Below are 17330 nucleotides of genomic sequence, written 5' to 3'. Positions count from 1 at the left end.
GGGCAGCCTACACGGCCAGCACGCCCCGATCCAATAACAATGCGGATCAGGGGCTAAAGCTCTTCCACCAGAACGACGCCTTCGAGGCTTTTGATCGCGCCCTTGATCTGCGGATTGACCGCAAACTCCTGCCCTAGTTCCATCTCGACCTCGCCTGGGAGGTTCGGGTCCATAAGACACAGCTGAACAGGTCCACGGGCCGCGGCGCGGGCAGCGGCCTGCGCCTCTTCCAGAACGGTGGCGACCGTCGAGATCGCTGCGGCATCCTCGATGAACACGCGCAATCCGCTGGTTCCGGCTGATGCGATGGCGGCATCGATCGGGGCGACCGAGCGGCCCAGCAGTTTCAGTTGATCGCTTTCCATCGTCGCCTCGACCGACACGACGACCTTTGATCCGGCATCCAGATGTTCGCGCGATTTTTCCAGCGCCTCGGAAAACAACGTCACTTCAAAGGCGCCGGTCGTGTCGCTCATCTGGACAAAGGCGAACCGGTTGCCGCGGGCCGATTTACGCTCCTGACGGCCTGCGACCACGCCGGCCAGCTGGGCCACCAGTGCGCCGCGTTCTGCCTTGGCGCGCAATTCGTCCAGCGTGACCACGCCCTTGCGTTTGAGCGGGGCCATATAGTCATCCAGAGGATGGCCTGACAGATAGAATCCGATGGCCTTGAACTCTTCGCTCAGCCGTTCGGCGGGCAGCCAGTCGGGGGCCTGTGACAGGCGCGGTTCGGGCAGGTCATCGCCCGCCTCGCCGAACAGGGACACCTGGTTTGAATTCTTCTGATCGTGGATCGCGGCGGAATAGTTGACCAGCGCATCCAGGCTGTCGAACACGCGGCGGCGGTTCGGATCCAGCTGATCGAACGCCCCGGCGCGGGCCAGCATTTCCATCGGCCGTTTGCCGACGCGTTTCAGATCGGCCCGGCGGGCCAGGTCGAACAGGGTGGCAAAGGGTTTTTCGACACCATCGACCATGCGCGCCTCGGTGATCAGGCGCATCGCCTCGACCCCAACGTTCTTCAGCGCGCCAAGCCCATAGACCAACGCGCCATCGACCACATCGAAGGTCGCTTGCGACCGGTTCACGCAGGGCGGCACCCATGGCAGATCAAGACCTTTTTTGACCTCTTCGAAATAGATGGCCAGCTTGTCCGTGAGGTGAATATCGCAGTTCATCACCCCGGCCATAAATTCGACCGGGTGGTTCGCCTTGAGCCAGGCGGTCTGATAGCTGACCACCGCATAGGCCGCCGCGTGGGATTTGTTGAACCCGTAGTTGGCGAATTTCTCCAGCAGGTCGAAAACCTCGCTGGCCTTTTTCTTTTCGACGCCGTTTTCGGCCGCCCCCTTTTCAAATTTTGGGCGTTCGGCGTCCATCGCCTCTTTGATCTTTTTACCCATTGCGCGGCGCAACAGGTCGGCGCCGCCCAGGGAATATCCGGCCATCACCTGAGCGATTTGCATCACCTGTTCCTGATAGACGATGATGCCTTGGGTTTCTTCAAGGATATGGTCGATCAGCGGATGGACCGAGGCGCGTTCCTTTTGCCCGTTCTTCACCTCGCAATAGGTCGGGATGTTTTCCATCGGGCCCGGACGGTACAGCGCCACAAGGGCAACGATGTCTTCGATACAGGTGGGGCGCATGCGTTTCAGGGCGTCCATCATGCCCGAACTTTCCACCTGGAACACCGCAACCGTCTTGGCGGCGGCATAGAGTTTATAGGACGCCTCATCATCCAGCGGGATGGCGTTGATATCGTTTTCTGTGCCCTCGGCGGGTTGGTAGAGTTCGGTCCCATCCGCCGCGATATGCAGGGGACGGCCCGATTTCAGGATCAGATCCACCGCGTTCTGAATGACGGTCAGGGTTTTCAGGCCCAGAAAGTCGAATTTCACCAGACCGGCCTGTTCCACCCATTTCATGTTGAACTGGGTCGCGGGCATGTCCGAGCGCGGATCCTGATAGAGCGGCACTAGCGCATCAAGCGGGCGGTCACCGATCACCACACCAGCGGCGTGGGTCGATGCGTTTCTGAGCAGGCCTTCGACCTGTTGGCCATAGGTCAGCAGGCGGTCAACGACCTCTTCGTTCTTGGCCTCTTCGCGCAGGCGCGGCTCATCCGCCAGCGCCTTTTCGATGCTGACGGGTTTGACCCCCTCGACCGGGATCATTTTCGACAGCCGGTCCACCTGACCATAGGGCATCTGCAACACGCGCCCGATGTCGCGCACCGCAGCCTTGGACAAGAGCGCACCAAAGGTGATGATCTGGCCCACCTTGTCGCGACCATATTTTTCCTGAACGTAGCGGATCACTTCCTCGCGCCGGTCCATACAAAAGTCGATGTCAAAGTCGGGCATCGACACACGTTCGGGGTTGAGGAACCGTTCGAACAGAAGGCTGTAACGCAGCGGATCAAGGTCGGTGATCGTCAGCGCATAGGCCACAAGGCTGCCCGCACCCGACCCGCGCCCCGGACCCACGGGGATGTTGTGATCCTTGGCCCATTTGATGAAGTCGGCAACGATCAGGAAGTAGCCGGGAAAGCCCATGCCCTCGATAATACCGAGTTCGAATTCCAGGCGTTTTTCATAGTCCTCGACCGGGGCGGCGTGAGGGATCACCGCAAGCCGCGCCTTGAGCCCGTCAACAGCCTGACGGCGCAGTTCCTCGACCTCGTCATCGGCGAATTTGGGCAGGATCGGGTCGCGACGATAGGCCATGAAGGCACAGCGCCGGGCGATTTCGACGGTGTTTTCAATCGCCTCGGGCAGGTCGGCAAACAGAACGGCCATTTCCTGCGGGGTTTTGAAGTAATGCTGGGGCGTCAGGCGGCGGCGCGGGTCCTGCTGATCGACATAGGCGCCGTCCGCGATGCAAATCAGAGCATCATGCGCCTCGTACATCTTGGAGTCTGGGAAATAGACATCGTTGGTCGCCACCAGCGGGATTTCCATCGCATAGGCGATTTCGACATGGCCCTGCTCGCTCAGCCGCTCGGGCTCGGGCTGGGTGCCATCTTCGCTGGGGTGGCGTTGCAGTTCGATATAAAGACGGTCGCCAAAGGCGGCTTTCATCCGTGCGACCAGCGCCTCGGCCGCCGGGCGCTGACCCGCCTGCAGCAGGCGCCCCACCGGACCATCCGGTCCGCCGGAGAGGCAAATCACCCCGTCCGCATGGGTTTCCAGCTCCTTCAGCGTGACCTGCGGCAATTGCCCCCCCTTGCCGATGTAAAGGCAGGAGTTCAGCTGCATCAGGTTTTCATAGCCGGTTTCGTTCTGCGCCAGCAGGACCAGCGGTGCGGGCGGCTTTTCCTTTTCGCCCGGTTGGGTGGTGACATACGCCAGATCAACCTGACAGCCGACAATGGGCTGAATCCCCGCATCGCTGGCACCTACGGAAAATTCCAGTGCCGAAAACATGTTGTTTGTATCGGTCACCGCAACGGCGGGCATGCCCGCCGCTTGACACAGACCGGGCAGTTTTTTCAGCCGAACGGCGCCTTCGAGAAGGGAATATTCGGTGTGCAGGCGAAGGTGAATGAATCGGGGGGAACTGCTCATGCGCCGACCCTATCCACACCACCACATGGCGGCAAGAGCGGCACGCTGCATACTACATGTTCCTGACCACTCGGGGCGGCGCCAGGCTGCCAAGGCCGCCTGCGGACTGCCTGTTTTCCCTGCACTTCGCCCCGTTTCCTGACTTTTCGGTCAAAAATGTCGCTGCAGTGCGATCCTTTTGCTTGCCAGATCGTGCCCCGTTTACCTAACCTGTTTCACAGATCACCGGCTGCTGCCCCTTCTACGTCGCATCGAGGGGGCGCGCGTATAGCCGCAACATCCGGTAAGGCGACGGGTTTCATACATGAACATCACGTTTCTTCTGAACGGAGAGACTGTGGACCTGCACGGGGTGTCGCCCACGACGACCCTGCTGGACTGGCTGCGCCTTGACCGCGGGCTGACCGGGACCAAGGAAGGCTGCAACGAAGGCGATTGCGGGGCCTGCACCGTCATGGTCACCGATGAGAGCGGCGCAAAGGCGCTGAATGCCTGCATCCTCTTCCTGCCGCAACTGCAGGGCAAGGCCGTGCGCACGGTCGAAGGCATGTCCGCCCCGGATGGCACCCTGCACCCCGTTCAGCAGGCGATGATCGATCATCACGGATCGCAATGCGGGTTCTGCACACCGGGATTCGTCGTTTCCATGGTCACCGCCCATCGCAACGGCGCGCGGGATTTCGACGACCAGCTGGCCGGGAACCTGTGCCGCTGTACCGGATACGCCCCCATCATCCGTGCGGCACAAGCGGCGGTGGATGCACCCGTCCCCCTTTGGGTTCAGGACAAGGCACCAAGCACCACGGTGCGCGGGTCCGCGCCTTCGGCGCAGACTGGCGCGCCATATTCACCTGAAAATGCAGATGAGCTTGCCGACCTTTATGCGCGACATCCCGATGCAACGCTGGTGGCCGGGGCAACGGACGTCGGCCTGTGGGTCACCAAATCGCTGCGCGCCCCCGGTGACGTGATCTTTCTCAACCGGTGCGACGATCTCAGGACCATCGAGATTGATACGGAAACCGTGCGCATCGGTGCGATGGCGGATATGAACCAGGTGCGCGGGACGGTTCAAACGCTGCACCCGTCTTATGGGGAGCTGATCCGGCGGTATGGGTCGGCCCAAGTGCGCGGCGCGGCCACCATCGGCGGCAACATTGCCAACGGATCTCCCATTGGAGACAACCCGCCAGCGTTGATCGCGCTGGGGGCCACGCTGCACCTGCGCAAGGGACAGACGCGGCGCAGCCTGCCCTTGGAAGATTTCTTTCTGGAGTACGGAAAACAGGACCGCGCACCGGGGGAATTTGTCGAGGCGGTCAGTTTCGCCCGACAGACCGACAGGTTGCGGTGTTACAAGCTATCCAAGCGGTTCGATCAGGATATCTCGGCCCTGTGCGGATGTTTCAGCATCACGGTCAGCGACGACCGGATCAGCGCAGCCCGGATCGCCTTTGGCGGCATGGCCGGCATCCCCAAGCGCGCCAGCGCGGTAGAAAACGCGCTTATCGGACAGGACTGGAACGCGCAGACCATTGCCACCGCGCAAGCAATGTTTGAGCGGGACTTCCAACCGCTCAGCGACATGCGCGCCTCGTCCGCCTATCGCCTAGAGACGGCGCGCAGCATGTTGGCCCGCTATTTCGCCGAGGACACAGGTCAGGCGGTTTCGGTTCTGGAGGCCGCGCCATGAGTGTCGCCGCCCCCCTGCCCCATGATGCCGCCCACCTGCATGTGACGGGCGCGGCGCGTTACGTGGACGATATCCCGACGCCGGCCAACTGCCTGCACCTTGCCTTTGGGCTGAGCACCGTGGCGCGCGGCGCCGTGACCGACATGGATCTTGGCTTGGTCCGCGCCGCGCCCGGCGTCATTGCCGTGCTGACGGCCGATGACCTGCCGTTTGCCAACGATGTCTCGCCCTCGGCCCATGACGAACCGTTGCTGGCGGACGGGCAAGTGCATTACATCGGCCAGCCGCTGTTTCTGGTCGTCGCCACAAGTCACATTGCCGCGCGGTGCGCCGCACGGCTGGGCCAGATCGAGGTGGCCGATGAAACGCCGATCCTGAGCATTGAGGACGCGCTGGCCGCAGATAGCCGGTTCGAGGAGGGACCGCGCGTCTATGCCAAGGGCGACGCCGGTGCAGCCATTGCCAAGGCGCCGCATGTGGTCGAAGGGCAGATCAACATCGGCGGGCAGGAACATTTCTATCTCGAAGGTCAAGCCACGCTGGCCCTGCCGCAGGACAATGGCGATGTCGTTGTACATTCGAGCACCCAGCATCCGACCGAGGTCCAGCACAAGGTGGCCGAGGCGCTGGGCACCGCCATGCACGGCGTGCGCGTGGAAACGCGCCGCATGGGGGGTGGGTTCGGCGGAAAGGAAAGCCAGGGGAATGCGCTCGCGGTGGCCTGTGCGGTGGCGGCGCGGGCCACCGGACGGCCCTGCAAGATGCGCTATGACCGGGACGATGACATGATCATCACCGGCAAACGCCATGATTTCCGCATCACCTATCGTGCCGGGTTTGACGGCACGGGCCGCATCGCGGGCGTGGAATTCGTGCAGTACGCGCGCTGCGGCTGGGCACAGGACCTGTCGCTGCCGGTGGCGGACCGGGCGATGCTGCACGCGGATAATGCCTATTGTCTTCCGGCCGCGCGGATCGAAAGCCATCGGTTGAAGACCAACACCCAGAGCGCCACCGCCTTTCGCGGGTTTGGCGGTCCGCAGGGCATGGTCGGGATCGAGCGCGTGATGGACCATGTCGCGCATCATCTGGGGCTGGACCCGGTCGCGGTGCGGCAATGCAATTACTATGCGGCACCGGATGGAGGGGGGCCGTCTGCCCCCCGGCCTGCGGCCCCCCCCGAGAGTTTGTCGGGCAAGATGAAGGGCAATACGACGCCCTATGGGCAGGCGGTGACGGATTTCGAACTGCACGGGATGACCGCGCAGCTGTTGCAGAGCAGCGATTATGCAGCGCGGCGCGCGGCGGTGGCGGAGTGGAACGCCAACAATGCGCATGTGAAAAAGGGGATCGCCTTTTCCCCGGTGAAATTCGGGATCTCGTTCACCTTGACCCACCTCAACCAGGCCGGCGCGTTGGTGCATGTCTATCAGGATGGTTCGGTTCATCTGAATCACGGCGGCACGGAGATGGGGCAAGGGCTGTTCCAGAAAGTGGCGCAGGTGGCCGCCGAGCGTTTCGGGCTTCCGGTCGAGCGCATTCGGATCACCGCCACGGACACCAGCAAGGTCCCCAACACATCGGCCACTGCGGCCTCATCCGGCAGCGATCTGAATGGGATGGCCGTCAAGGCGGCGTGTGATACCATCCGTACGCGGATGGCGGAGTGCCTTGCCGGGCGCCATCTGTGTGATCCGGGCACGGTTCGGTTTGCAGATGGCCGGGTTCATGTGGCGGATGCCGCGTATGAGTTCGCCGAAGCCGCGCAGATTGCCTATGTCGAGCGGGTGAGCCTTTCGGCGACCGGGTTCTACAAGACACCAAAGCTGGCCTGGGACCGGATCAAGGGCCAGGGCCGGCCGTTTTTCTATTTCGCCTATGGGGCCGCGGTGACCGAGGTGGCGCTGGATGTGCTGACCGGGGAAAACCGCATTCTGCGCACCGATATCCTGCATGATGCGGGGGCTTCACTGAATCCGGCGCTCGATATCGGGCAGGTCGAGGGCGGATTCGTTCAGGGGGCCGGATGGCTGACCACCGAGGAACTGGTCTGGGATGACACCGGCGCTCTGCGCACGCATGCGCCATCGACCTACAAGATCCCGGCCTGTTCGGATCGCCCGGATGTGTTCAACGTCGCCCTTTGGGCGGCGCAGAACCGCGAGGAAACGATCTATCGGTCCAAGGCGGTGGGCGAGCCGCCCCTGATGCTGGGCATCTCCGCCTTTCTTGCGCTGAGCCATGCGGTTGCGGCCTGTGGCGACGCCTATCCGGCGCTGAACGCGCCAGCCACGCCGGAGGAGTTGTGGCGTGCGATCAGGCGGGTGCGCGATGGGGTTTGATGTCGAAGAGTTACGCGCCGCAGTGGCGCAACACGACCGCGTGGTGCGCGTGGTGATCGCGGATCTGCGCGGGTCCTCGCCGCGCGAGGTTGGGGCCGCGATGCTGGTCTGGGAAACCGGCCAGTCGGGCACCATCGGGGGCGGTACGCTGGAGTATGAAGCCGCAGAACGGGCGCGGCGGCTGGAGGCCGACCGGTTGAGCCATCATGCGCTGGGCCCGGAGCTGGGCCAATGCTGTGGCGGGGCGGTCACGCTTTTGAGCGAAGTGTACTACGCCGCCCGCGTGAATGGGCTGGCGGGCGAGGTCATCGCACGTCCCGCGGCGGCGCACTGTGCTATGCCGATGGAAGTCAAGCGCCTGCTGGGCACGGCGCGCGGTCAGGGGATCGCCCCTCAGCCACAGCTTTGCCACGGGTGGATGGTCGAACCGGTGCAGCAGCGCGATCGCCCGCTCTGGGTCTGGGGGGCAGGCCATGTGGGGCGCGCAATCGTGCAGGTTCTCTCCCCGTTGCCAGAGTTTGACATAACCTGGGTCGATACCGCGCCGGACCGGTTTCCCGACGCGGTTCCCGACGGCGTCACGCGACTTCCCGCGGCGGCGCCGGCAGAGCTAGTCCGTCATGCCCCGGTGCAGGGCGACCACCTGATCCTGACCTATTCGCATGCGCTGGACCTGGAACTGTGCCACCAGTTGCTGGGGCATGGGTTCGGGTTTGCCGGGCTGATCGGATCCGCGACCAAATGGGCGCGGTTCCGTAGCCGGCTGGGTCAGTTGGGGCATTGCCGCGATCAGATCGCGCGCATCACCTGCCCAATCGGCGATCCGTCCCTTGGAAAACATCCCCATGCCATTGCGGTTGGCGTCGCTGCGCATATGCTGCGCGGCATGGCGAGCGGGCAAAGCCGGAAGGACAAACGCGCATGAGCGACATTCTGTTGAGCCTGAAGGGTCTGACCAAGGCCTATCCTGGTGTGGTTGCGAATGACGATGTGTCCTTTGATATCCATGTCGGGCAGGTGCACGCGCTTTTGGGGGAAAACGGCGCCGGAAAATCGACCCTGGTCAAGATGATCTATGGGCTGGTGAAACCGGATAGCGGCGCCATGACCCTGAAAGGCCGCCCATTTGCCCCGCCCGAACCGCGCGCGGCGCGGGCCGATGGGATCGCGATGGTATTTCAGCATTTTTCGCTGTTCGATGCACTGAACGTCTCGGAAAACATCGCGCTGGGCATGGAAAGCCCGCCGCCGATGCGCGACCTGGCGCGGCGTATCCGCGAGGTCAGCGAAACCTACGGCCTGCCGCTGGACCCTGCGCGCACGGTGGGAGACCTGTCCGCCGGCGAACGGCAGCGCGTCGAGATCATTCGTTGCTTGCTGCAGGACCCCAAGCTGCTGATCATGGATGAACCGACCAGCGTTCTGACCCCTCAGGAGGTAGAGATCCTGTTCACCACCCTGCGCAAGCTGAGCGCCGAGGGCACATCGATCCTGTATATCAGCCACAAGCTGGAAGAAATCCGCGCCCTGTGCGATCACGCGACGGTGCTGCGGTTGGGCAAGGTTGTCGGGGAATGCGTTCCGTCCGAGACCACGGCCGCCGAAATGGCAGAACTGATGGTGGGCAGCGCCCTGACCCCGCCCAAGCGGGACGGGCATGCCCCAGGTGACGTGGCGCTGGATATCACCGGGCTTTCGGTGCCGTCGCCGACGGCCTTTGGCACGGCGCTCCGGAACCTGCACCTGACGGTGCGGCGAGGCGAGATCCTGGGGATCGGCGGGGTCGCGGGCAACGGGCAGGACGAATTGCTGGCCGTTTTGTCGGGGGAAATCCCCACGGCGGCAGATGCGATCCGCCTGATGGGCGAACCCGTGGGACGGCTCCCCCCCACGGAGCGGCGAAAACGGGGCCTTTTGACGGCGCCCGAAGAGCGTCTGGGCCATGCCGCCGCGCCGGATATGACCCTGACGGAAAACGCCCTTCTGAGCGGATCGGTGCGTGAGAACCTGGAGAGCCGCGGGTTTCTGAAGTGGGGCGCGGCGCAATCCTTTGCCGAGCGGATCATTTCCGCCTTCGATGTGCGCACTCCGGGGACCGAAAATGCGGCGCGCTCCCTGTCGGGGGGCAACCTGCAGAAATTCGTCATCGGCCGCGAGGTGCTGCAACGCCCCGAGGTTCTGGTGGTGAACCAGCCCACCTGGGGGGTCGACGCGTCGGCAGCGGCGGCAATCCGGCAGGCATTGCTGGACCTGGCGGCGGGTGGGGCCGCGGTGATCTGCATCAGCCAGGATCTGGACGAGTTGATGGAAATCTCGGATCGCTTTGCCGCGCTGAACGAAGGCCGCTTATCAACCCCGCGCGACACCAGCGATCTGAGCGTCGAGGAAATTGGCCTGATGATGGGCGGGGCACATGGCATGGAGGTGGCGCATGTCTGAACGTTTGCGCATCGCAGGATTTTTTGCCTCCGGCGGGAGTTTATCCCGCAAGATGAAGATCGAAGGGGGACAGGCATGATCCGATTGGAGAAACGGCCCCAGCCATCGCGTGCCTGGTCGCTGGCCACACCGGTGATTGCCGTGCTGGCCACGATTTTTTTCGGCGGATTGCTCTTTGCGGCGCAGGGCGAGAACCCGGTCGAGGCGATCCGGACGATTTTCTATGACCCGCTGTTTGGCGAGTTTGCGTTCTATTACCGTCCGCAGCTTCTGGTGAAGGGGGCGCCGCTGGTGTTGATCGCGATCGGTCTGTCGCTGGGGTTCAAGGCTGGCATCTGGAACATCGGAGCCGAGGGGCAATACATTATCGGGGCCCTGACCGGCGCCGGGATCGGGCTGGCGTTTTATCCGCATGAGGCATGGTATATCTTTCCGCTGATGGTGCTGGGCGGCGCTTTTGGCGGCTGGGCCTGGGCGATGATCCCGGGGATATTGAAGGTCAGGTTCGGCACCAATGAAATCCTGGTGTCGCTGATGCTCGTTTATGTGGCCGAGCAATTCCTCGCCTCGATGTCGCTGGGCCTGATGAAGAACCCGCAAGGCTATGGGTTTCCGGGCAGCCGGAACCTGAATGACTATTCCAGCGCGTCCAGTTGGATCAACCAGGATGCCGGGTTGCACTGGGGGGTGGCGGCGGCGCTGATCGCGGTGATCACGGCCTATGTTCTGTTGAACCGGCATATGCTGGGGTTCCACATTCGCCTCACCGGCGAGGCACCGCGCGCGGCACGGTTCGCCGGGGTCAATCCGGCGCGGCTGGTTCTGTTCTGCCTTGGTGCTTCGGGGATGCTGGCCGGGCTGGCCGGATTGTTCGAGGTGGCCGGACCCGCGGGCCAAGTGAGCATCGATTTCAACGTCGGCTATGGGTTCACGGCCATCATCGTGGCCTTTCTGGGCCGCCTGAACCCGATTGGCATCCTTCTGGCCGGGGGGCTGATGGCACTGACCTATATCGGCGGGGACATCGCGCAATCAAATCTGGGGCTGCCCGCGGCGGCGATCCAGGTTTTTCAGGGAATGCTTTTGTTCTTTCTTCTGGCGCTGGATTTGCTGACCAACTATCGCATCCGCCTGACAACCCGCGAGGTGGCGTGACATGGATCTGAGTTCGATCAATCCCGTCCTTCTGGTCGCCTCGCTGATGGTTGCGGCGACGCCGATCCTGCTGGCCGCGATTGGTGAATTGGTGGCGGAAAAGGCCGGCGTTCTGAACTTGGGTGTTGAAGGCATGATGATCGTCGGCGCGATCAGCGGTTTTGCGGTCACTGTCGAAACCGGCTCTCCCTGGCTGGGGTTTGCTGCCGCGGCGGCGGGCGGGGCCCTGTTGTCAGTATTGTTCATTCTGCTGACGCAGGTGGCGCTGGCCAATCAGGTGGCATCTGGGCTGGCGCTGACGCTGTTCGGCCTGGGGCTGAGCGCGCGCATGGGGCAAGGGTATGTGGGGGTGAAACCGCCCCCGACCCCAAGGCTGGACCTGCCGGTTCTGAGCGATCTTCCGGTGCTGGGGCCCATCCTGTTCGGCCATGACCTGATCCTTTACCTGGGCATAGGCATCGTAGCTGGAACATGGGCCCTGTTGAAATATACCCGCGCCGGGCTGATCCTGCGGGCGGTGGGCGAAAACCACGATGCCGCGCATGCCCTGGGCTACAAGGTGGTGCGCATCCGCATTGCCGCGATCATGTTCGGCGGCGCCTGTGCGGGGCTTGGCGGGGCCTATATCAGCCTGGTGCGCGTGCCTCAGTGGACCGAGGGCATGACCGCAGGTGTGGGATGGATCGCGCTGGCGCTTGTGGTCTTTGCCAGCTGGAAACCCTGGCGGGTCCTGCTGGGTGCCTATCTTTTCGGCGGCATCACTGTTTTGCAGCTAAATCTGCAGGCGGCAGGCGTTGCCATCCCGGTCGAGTATCTGGCAATGTCGCCCTACATCATCACGATCATCGTGCTTGTCATCCTTTCTGCGGACAAAAGCAGCGCCCCGGCGTCGCTGGGCCGCATTTTCCACGCCTCTCAATAAGAGGCCAATCAACCAACCAGGGGGAACCTGAATGAAATTTACCACTCTGTTTGCCAGTGCTGCGCTGGCGCTGGGTCTGGCGGCCGGTGGCGCACTGGCCCAAGACAAGACCAAGGTCGGCTTTGTCTATGTCGGACCGGTCGGCGATGGCGGCTGGACCTATGAACACGACAAGGGCCGTCAGGCCGTCGAAGCCGAATTCGGCGACAAGGTTGAAACCGTCTTTGTCGAAAGCGTGCCCGAAGGCCCCGATGCGGAACGCGTGATGACGCAGATGGCGCTTCAGGGGGCCAAGCTGATTTTCACCACGTCGTTCGGATACATGGACCCCACGATCAACGTGGCCAAGAAATTTCCGGATGTGAAATTCGAACATGCGACCGGATACAAGCAAGCTGACAACGTGTCGGTCTATTCCGCCCGGTTTTACGAAGGGCGCGCCGTGCAGGGCACCATTGCCGGGCGCATGACCAAATCGAACGTGATCGGCTATATCGGCTCCTACCCGATCCCCGAAGTGATCCGCGGCATCAACTCGGCCTATATCCACGCCAAGAAGGTGAACCCGGATGTCCAGTTCAAGATCATCTGGGCCTATACCTGGTTTGATCCGGCGAAAGAGGCGGACGCCGCCAAGGCGCTGATCGAACAGGGCGCCGACGTGATCCTGCAACACACGGATTCGACCGCGCCGCAGGCCGCCGCACAGGCCGCGGGCAATGTCATCACGTTCGGGCAGGCCTCGGACATGTCCGAATACGCGCCGATGCCGCGTGTCAGTTCGATCATCGACAACTGGGCCCCTTATTACATCGCCCGCACCAAGGCGGTGATGGACGGGACATGGACATCGACCAACACCTGGGACGGCATCGGGCCGGGCATGGTCGGGATCGGCGAAATCTCGGACGCGGTTCCGGCCGACGTCAAGGCCGAGGCGCTGGCGCTGAAGGACAAGATCGCAGCGGATGAATACCACCCCTTTACCGGTCCGCTGAAAAAGCAGGACGGAAGCGATTGGCTGGCCGAAGGCGAAACCGCCGATGACGGCACGCTGGCGGGCATGAACTTCTATGTCGAAGGCATCGAAGGCGACATTCCGCAGTAAGACATTGCCAGTTGAATGACTGAAAGGCCCCGCCACGGCGGGGCCTTTTTGCGTGAACGGAGTTTGTCGCAAAACTTTGTCACCTCAAATGCGATTCCGCGTCGTGACGGGCGCGACTTCCTTTCCTATGCTCCGCCCCATGAATCATTTGACCTCACCCGATGGAACGCCGGCTGGCCGCTTTGCCTTTGGCACAATGCAATTTGGCGGCAAGGCTGACGCCGCCGCCAGCCGGGCCATGTATGATGCCTGTCGCGCGGCAGGGATCACGCATTTTGACACGGCGTATGTCTATACCGACGGCGCCTCGGAAACCCTGCTGGGTGGGATGGTCGGGGGCGAGCGTGACAAGCTGCTGATTGCCACAAAAGCGGGCTATGTGGGCGGGGCAAGTGCCGCGAACATGGCGGCGCAGTTCGACATTTCACGTCAGCGGTTGAACATGGACATGGTCGATGTCCTGTACCTGCACCGGTTTGATCCGGACACCGACCTGTCGGACACGATGGAGGGGTTCGCGACCCTGAAACAGGCCGGGAAAATCCGCTATGTCGGCCTGTCGAACTTTGCCGCGTGGCAGGTAATGAAAGCCGTGCAGGTCGCCGCCCGGTTCGATCTGAGCATCGACATCCTGCAACCGATGTACAACCTCGTGAAACGTCAGGCCGAAGTCGAGATTTTGCCGATGTGCGCCGATCAGGGCATCGCAGTGGCCCCGTATTCGCCGCTGGGCGGCGGTCTGCTGACGGGCAAATACGGTGCAGGCGATGGCGGGCGCCTGACGGATGATGACCGCTATGGCGCGCGGTACGGACAGGGCTGGATGCACGCCGCCGCGTCGGACCTTGCCAGGCTGGCCGCCGATCTGGGCACCGATCCGGCCACGCTGGCCGTTGCCTGGGTTGCCGCGCACCCCACTGCCCCGATGCCGATCATCTCGGCGCGCAATGCCCGACAACTGGCGCCGTCGCTTGCCGCTCTTGGCTTTGACATGGCACCCGACCTTTATGACAGGGTTTCCGCGCTCAGCCCCGCACCGCCCCCCGCCACGGACCGGACCGAGGAACAGACATGACCGATTTCCTGATCATTGGCGGCGGCATCGCCGGGCTGAGCGCAGGCGCGCGCCTGTCGCAACTGGGCTCTGTCACATTGCTGGAAGGGGAAACTGCGCTTGGCTATCACGCCTCGGGTCGGTCTGCGGCGCTCTATGAATCCAACTATGGGCTGGCCTCGACCGTTTCGCTGAGCAAGGAAAGTTCGGATTATTTTCACACTGCGAATGGCGGCTACCTGGCGCCGCGGGGCTTGATGCTGATCGCGGGACCGGATGACGGCGAGGCCTTTGCCCATGACACAGCCGATCTGCAACTGGACCCGATTTCAGTGGATGAGGCGCGCGCGATGGTGCCGATCCTGAACCCCGATGCGGTTGCTCAGACATCCTGGCACCACGCCGCCTGGGACATCGACACAGACCGAATGTTGCAGGATTTCGCCCGCACCATTCGCTCCAATGGCGGAACGATCGTGACCGGCGCAAAGGCCACATCCATTCAGCGGGGTGATACGGGGTGGCGTGTCGAAGCCGGGGAAACCTACACCGCGAAAAATATCGTCAACGCCGCAGGGGCTTGGGCCGACGGGATCGCCAACCTTGCCGGTGTTGCGCCAATGGGCATTATCCCGCACCGCCGGTCGATGGCGCGGCTGCCCGCGCCGGGCGGGCATGATGTCAGCGGCTGGCCGATGATGATCGGCGTGGGCGAAACATGGTATTCGAAACCCGATGCGGGGGCCTTGCTGGTGTCCCCCGCCGAGCAGGAACCGACCACCCCGCATGACGCCTATGCCGATGACATGGTTCTGGCCGAGGGTCTTGCCCGGTATGAGGCGATGGTGACCGAACCCGTGACCCGTCTGCTGGCCAACTGGGCCGGGCTGCGCAGCTTTGCCCCCGACCGGGCGCTGGTTCTGGGGCGCGATCCGGACCAACCCGATTTCATCTGGTGCGCCGGTCAGGGCGGATACGGATTTCAAACGGCGCCGGCGGCCTCGCAATTTCTGGCCGATCTGATTAACGGTGTACCCAGTACGCTGGATGCCGCGACTGTCGCGGCCCTGAAACCCGAAAGACTGCGCTGATGCCCAAACGCCCCGTTCCGCCAACCGCAAGCATCGCCAATCCGGGAGATGGCGCCAAGCTGGTCGCCCCCTCCGCCGAGCGCAATACCGGCCCCCTGTGCGACCTTCTGAGAGAAGTCGCGCCGAAAACCGGGCGCGCCATCGAGATCGCAAGCGGCACGGGCCAGCACATCATCGCCTTTGCCAGATGCCTGCCGGGGCTGCATTGGCTCCCTACCGATATCGACCCGACCCGCCATGACAGCATCGATGCCTACGTGGCCGAGTCGGGCCTGAGCAACATCGCCCGGGCCGAAACGCTGGACGCCGGTATAGCGGGCTGGGGTGCGGATCATGCCCGCACCGACCTGATCGTTATCGTCAATCTCTTGCATCTGATCAGCACCCCCGAGGCCCAAACCCTGATCTCCGAGGCCGCCCATGCGCTGGTGCCCGGCGGGACGCTGCTGATTTACGGCCCGTTTCAGCGGGCCGGTGAATTGACCAGTGACAGCGACAAATCTTTTGATACCAGCCTCCGGGCGCAGGACCCCGAGATCGGGTACAAGGACGATTTCGACACGATGGACATGATGCAGGAGGCAGGGCTTGAAATGGCCCTGGTGGTGGAAATGCCCGCCAACAACCTGTCACTGGTCGCGCGCAAACCCTGATCCCCCGGGCAGTCGCGCCTGCGTCATTATGGCGTGACGGAAAGGGATCGCTCCGGCGTTACATTCCAATAACCATATGTAACACGGAGTTTTCCAATGCGCTTTTCTATCCTTGTATCTGCCCTGATGATCGCCGCGAGCCCGGCGCTGGCCCAGGGCCAAGGCGTGCCCGGCGCGCATTTCATCGAAAACTGGGATCTCGACGGGAATGGTGAGGTTTCCGCCGATGAGGTCGCGGAAAAGCGGTCCGATATCTTCTATATGTTCGATCAGGACGAAAACGGCACCCTGACATCGTCGGAATACGATCTTTTCGACGAAACCCGTCGCGCGGACATGGCCAACAACGGCGGCGGCCTGAAGGGGCCAATGAAGACCGTGGATACGGCGATGGACCGCGCGTTTAATGATCTTGATGACGACGGATCAGTCACGCAGGACGAATTCGCCAGCAAATCGGCGGATTTTTTCGGCATGCTCGACCGCAACAAGGACGGCAGGATCAGCACCGAAGATTTCGGGCCGCGCGGCTAAGGCGCATTGTTTCGGCCTGATCTCGTCGTCCATCCATGTGCGGCTAGGTCAGGCGAAATCGGGCAGAAATTCCACGTCGGACGCAATCTGGAATTCAGCCGGGGGATAGGCCCCCGGCTCTTTTCGCAATTGCGGATACCGCTGTTCCAGCGCATCCCGCATGTCCCCGCCCAGCGCCTCGATCGCCTTTGCATCGGGCAGGAAACTTTCCACCGGCAGACTATTTGCTGCCAGCACCTGATGGCAATCGAACACCAGTTGGTAATAGGTCACGCTGTCCAACGAGAAATCGACATAGACCGCATCGCTGGTGCCCGCGATTTCACGCGCCTCGGTCAGGATGCATTCGTTGTCCGGCACGCCCGCAAGACGGAAACCGGGAATCAACAGGCGATGATCCTGCGCCACCAGCAAATCGCGCTGCGGCATCATGGGACCGATCGCACGCGGTTTCAGGCGGATCGGCGCAAGCGCGCCGTTCAATTGCATCGCATCCTGCGTCACGGTCCGTTTCCAGACCATCCGCACCGCCTGGAGCCCGTTGTTGCGCGTGACAATCAGGTCACCGGGGCGGACCAGTTCGATCCGGCGCAGCCCGCAAGGCGTGCGCACATTGGCCCCTTCGACAAGGCCACCCTTGAACTGACCGAAGGTCAATTCCTCTAAGCTGATCTTTCCCTGAAAGGTCACGATCCGATTCCCCTTCCGCACCAATTTTACGTAGGGTCAGGGAACAGTAAGGCGGAAATGCGGAAGATTGGTGCCGCGAA

General features: G+C 62.8%; 13 protein-coding genes. 11 read left to right on the top strand and 2 right to left on the bottom strand.

Annotation, left to right across the window (positions count from 1 at the left end):
• Positions 1 to 53: 53 nt before the first annotated feature.
• Positions 54 to 3569 carry a DNA polymerase III subunit alpha gene (dnaE, locus tag ACXYMO_RS16820; RefSeq protein ID WP_458879893.1) on the bottom strand — a complete coding sequence of 1172 codons (3516 nt, stop codon included), beginning with the start codon at positions 3567 to 3569 and terminating at the stop codon, positions 54 to 56.
• 304 nt (positions 3570 to 3873) lie between these two features.
• Between dnaE and xdhA the strand changes: the two genes are divergently transcribed.
• From xdhA to ACXYMO_RS16765, 11 genes are all read left to right on the top strand, one after another.
• Complete coding sequence (gene xdhA, locus ACXYMO_RS16815; RefSeq protein WP_458879892.1) at positions 3874 to 5262, top strand: xanthine dehydrogenase small subunit; 1389 nt, start codon at positions 3874 to 3876, stop codon at positions 5260 to 5262.
• Positions 5259 to 7604 carry a xanthine dehydrogenase molybdopterin binding subunit gene (xdhB, locus tag ACXYMO_RS16810; RefSeq protein WP_458879891.1) on the top strand — a complete coding sequence of 782 codons (2346 nt, stop codon included), beginning with the start codon at positions 5259 to 5261 and terminating at the stop codon, positions 7602 to 7604. Before xdhA ends, xdhB begins: the two co-directional genes overlap by 4 nt.
• A complete protein-coding gene (gene xdhC / locus ACXYMO_RS16805) occupies positions 7594 to 8529 on the top strand; it encodes a xanthine dehydrogenase accessory protein XdhC (RefSeq protein WP_458879890.1) in 936 nt (311 codons plus the stop codon). Before xdhB ends, xdhC begins: the two co-directional genes overlap by 11 nt.
• Positions 8526 to 10043, top strand: coding sequence for an ABC transporter ATP-binding protein (locus ACXYMO_RS16800; protein WP_458879889.1), 1518 nt, complete (start codon positions 8526 to 8528; stop codon positions 10041 to 10043). The genes xdhC and ACXYMO_RS16800 overlap by 4 nt, the downstream gene beginning before the upstream one ends.
• 75 nt (positions 10044 to 10118) lie before the next feature.
• Complete coding sequence (locus tag ACXYMO_RS16795; protein WP_458879888.1) at positions 10119 to 11198, top strand: ABC transporter permease; 1080 nt, start codon at positions 10119 to 10121, stop codon at positions 11196 to 11198.
• 1 nt (position 11199) lies between these two features.
• On the top strand, positions 11200 to 12120 hold the full coding sequence (locus ACXYMO_RS16790; protein WP_458879887.1) for an ABC transporter permease: 921 nt from the start codon (positions 11200 to 11202) through the stop codon (positions 12118 to 12120).
• Between the two features lie 31 nt (positions 12121 to 12151).
• A complete protein-coding gene (locus tag ACXYMO_RS16785; RefSeq protein ID WP_458879886.1) occupies positions 12152 to 13228 on the top strand; it encodes a BMP family ABC transporter substrate-binding protein in 1077 nt (358 codons plus the stop codon).
• A 139-nt stretch (positions 13229 to 13367) separates the two neighbouring features.
• Positions 13368 to 14303 (top strand): aldo/keto reductase, encoded by a 936-nt coding sequence (locus ACXYMO_RS16780; RefSeq protein ID WP_458879885.1) that lies wholly within the window; start codon positions 13368 to 13370, stop codon positions 14301 to 14303.
• A complete protein-coding gene (locus tag ACXYMO_RS16775; protein WP_458879884.1) occupies positions 14300 to 15373 on the top strand; it encodes an NAD(P)/FAD-dependent oxidoreductase in 1074 nt (357 codons plus the stop codon). The genes ACXYMO_RS16780 and ACXYMO_RS16775 overlap by 4 nt, the downstream gene beginning before the upstream one ends.
• Positions 15373 to 16026 (top strand): DUF938 domain-containing protein, encoded by a 654-nt coding sequence (locus tag ACXYMO_RS16770; RefSeq protein WP_458879883.1) that lies wholly within the window; start codon positions 15373 to 15375, stop codon positions 16024 to 16026. Before ACXYMO_RS16775 ends, ACXYMO_RS16770 begins: the two co-directional genes overlap by 1 nt.
• 96 nt (positions 16027 to 16122) lie before the next feature.
• Positions 16123 to 16560: an EF-hand domain-containing protein gene (locus tag ACXYMO_RS16765; protein WP_458879882.1), complete on the top strand. Its 438-nt coding sequence runs from the start codon at positions 16123 to 16125 to the stop codon at positions 16558 to 16560.
• A 48-nt stretch (positions 16561 to 16608) separates the two neighbouring features.
• Here the strand turns inward: ACXYMO_RS16765 and ACXYMO_RS16760 are convergent, their stop codons facing one another.
• The gene (locus tag ACXYMO_RS16760; protein ID WP_458879881.1) at positions 16609 to 17250 is read right to left on the bottom strand and encodes a Hint domain-containing protein; all 642 of its coding nucleotides are present in this window, start codon (positions 17248 to 17250) and stop codon (positions 16609 to 16611) included.
• Positions 17251 to 17330: the final 80 nt, after the last annotated feature.

Source organism: Arenibacterium sp. CAU 1754, from assembly GCF_054482635.1.
This window is presented reverse-complemented; position numbering and strand designations above follow the sequence as displayed.

Bases quoted from the DNA above. Each gene is read 5' to 3' on its own strand.
- dnaE (WP_458879893.1), bottom strand. From the start codon at position 3,569: ATGAGCAGTTCCCCCCGATTCATTCACCTTCGCCTGCACACCGAATAT.
- xdhA (WP_458879892.1), top strand. From the start codon at position 3,874: ATGAACATCACGTTTCTTCTGAACGGAGAGACTGTGGACCTGCACGGG.
- xdhB (WP_458879891.1), top strand. From the start codon at position 5,259: ATGAGTGTCGCCGCCCCCCTGCCCCATGATGCCGCCCACCTGCATGTG.
- xdhC (WP_458879890.1), top strand. From the start codon at position 7,594: ATGGGGTTTGATGTCGAAGAGTTACGCGCCGCAGTGGCGCAACACGAC.
- ACXYMO_RS16800 (WP_458879889.1), top strand. From the start codon at position 8,526: ATGAGCGACATTCTGTTGAGCCTGAAGGGTCTGACCAAGGCCTATCCT.
- ACXYMO_RS16795 (WP_458879888.1), top strand. From the start codon at position 10,119: ATGATCCGATTGGAGAAACGGCCCCAGCCATCGCGTGCCTGGTCGCTG.
- ACXYMO_RS16790 (WP_458879887.1), top strand. From the start codon at position 11,200: ATGGATCTGAGTTCGATCAATCCCGTCCTTCTGGTCGCCTCGCTGATG.
- ACXYMO_RS16785 (WP_458879886.1), top strand. From the start codon at position 12,152: ATGAAATTTACCACTCTGTTTGCCAGTGCTGCGCTGGCGCTGGGTCTG.
- ACXYMO_RS16780 (WP_458879885.1), top strand. From the start codon at position 13,368: ATGAATCATTTGACCTCACCCGATGGAACGCCGGCTGGCCGCTTTGCC.
- ACXYMO_RS16775 (WP_458879884.1), top strand. From the start codon at position 14,300: ATGACCGATTTCCTGATCATTGGCGGCGGCATCGCCGGGCTGAGCGCA.
- ACXYMO_RS16770 (WP_458879883.1), top strand. From the start codon at position 15,373: ATGCCCAAACGCCCCGTTCCGCCAACCGCAAGCATCGCCAATCCGGGA.
- ACXYMO_RS16765 (WP_458879882.1), top strand. From the start codon at position 16,123: ATGCGCTTTTCTATCCTTGTATCTGCCCTGATGATCGCCGCGAGCCCG.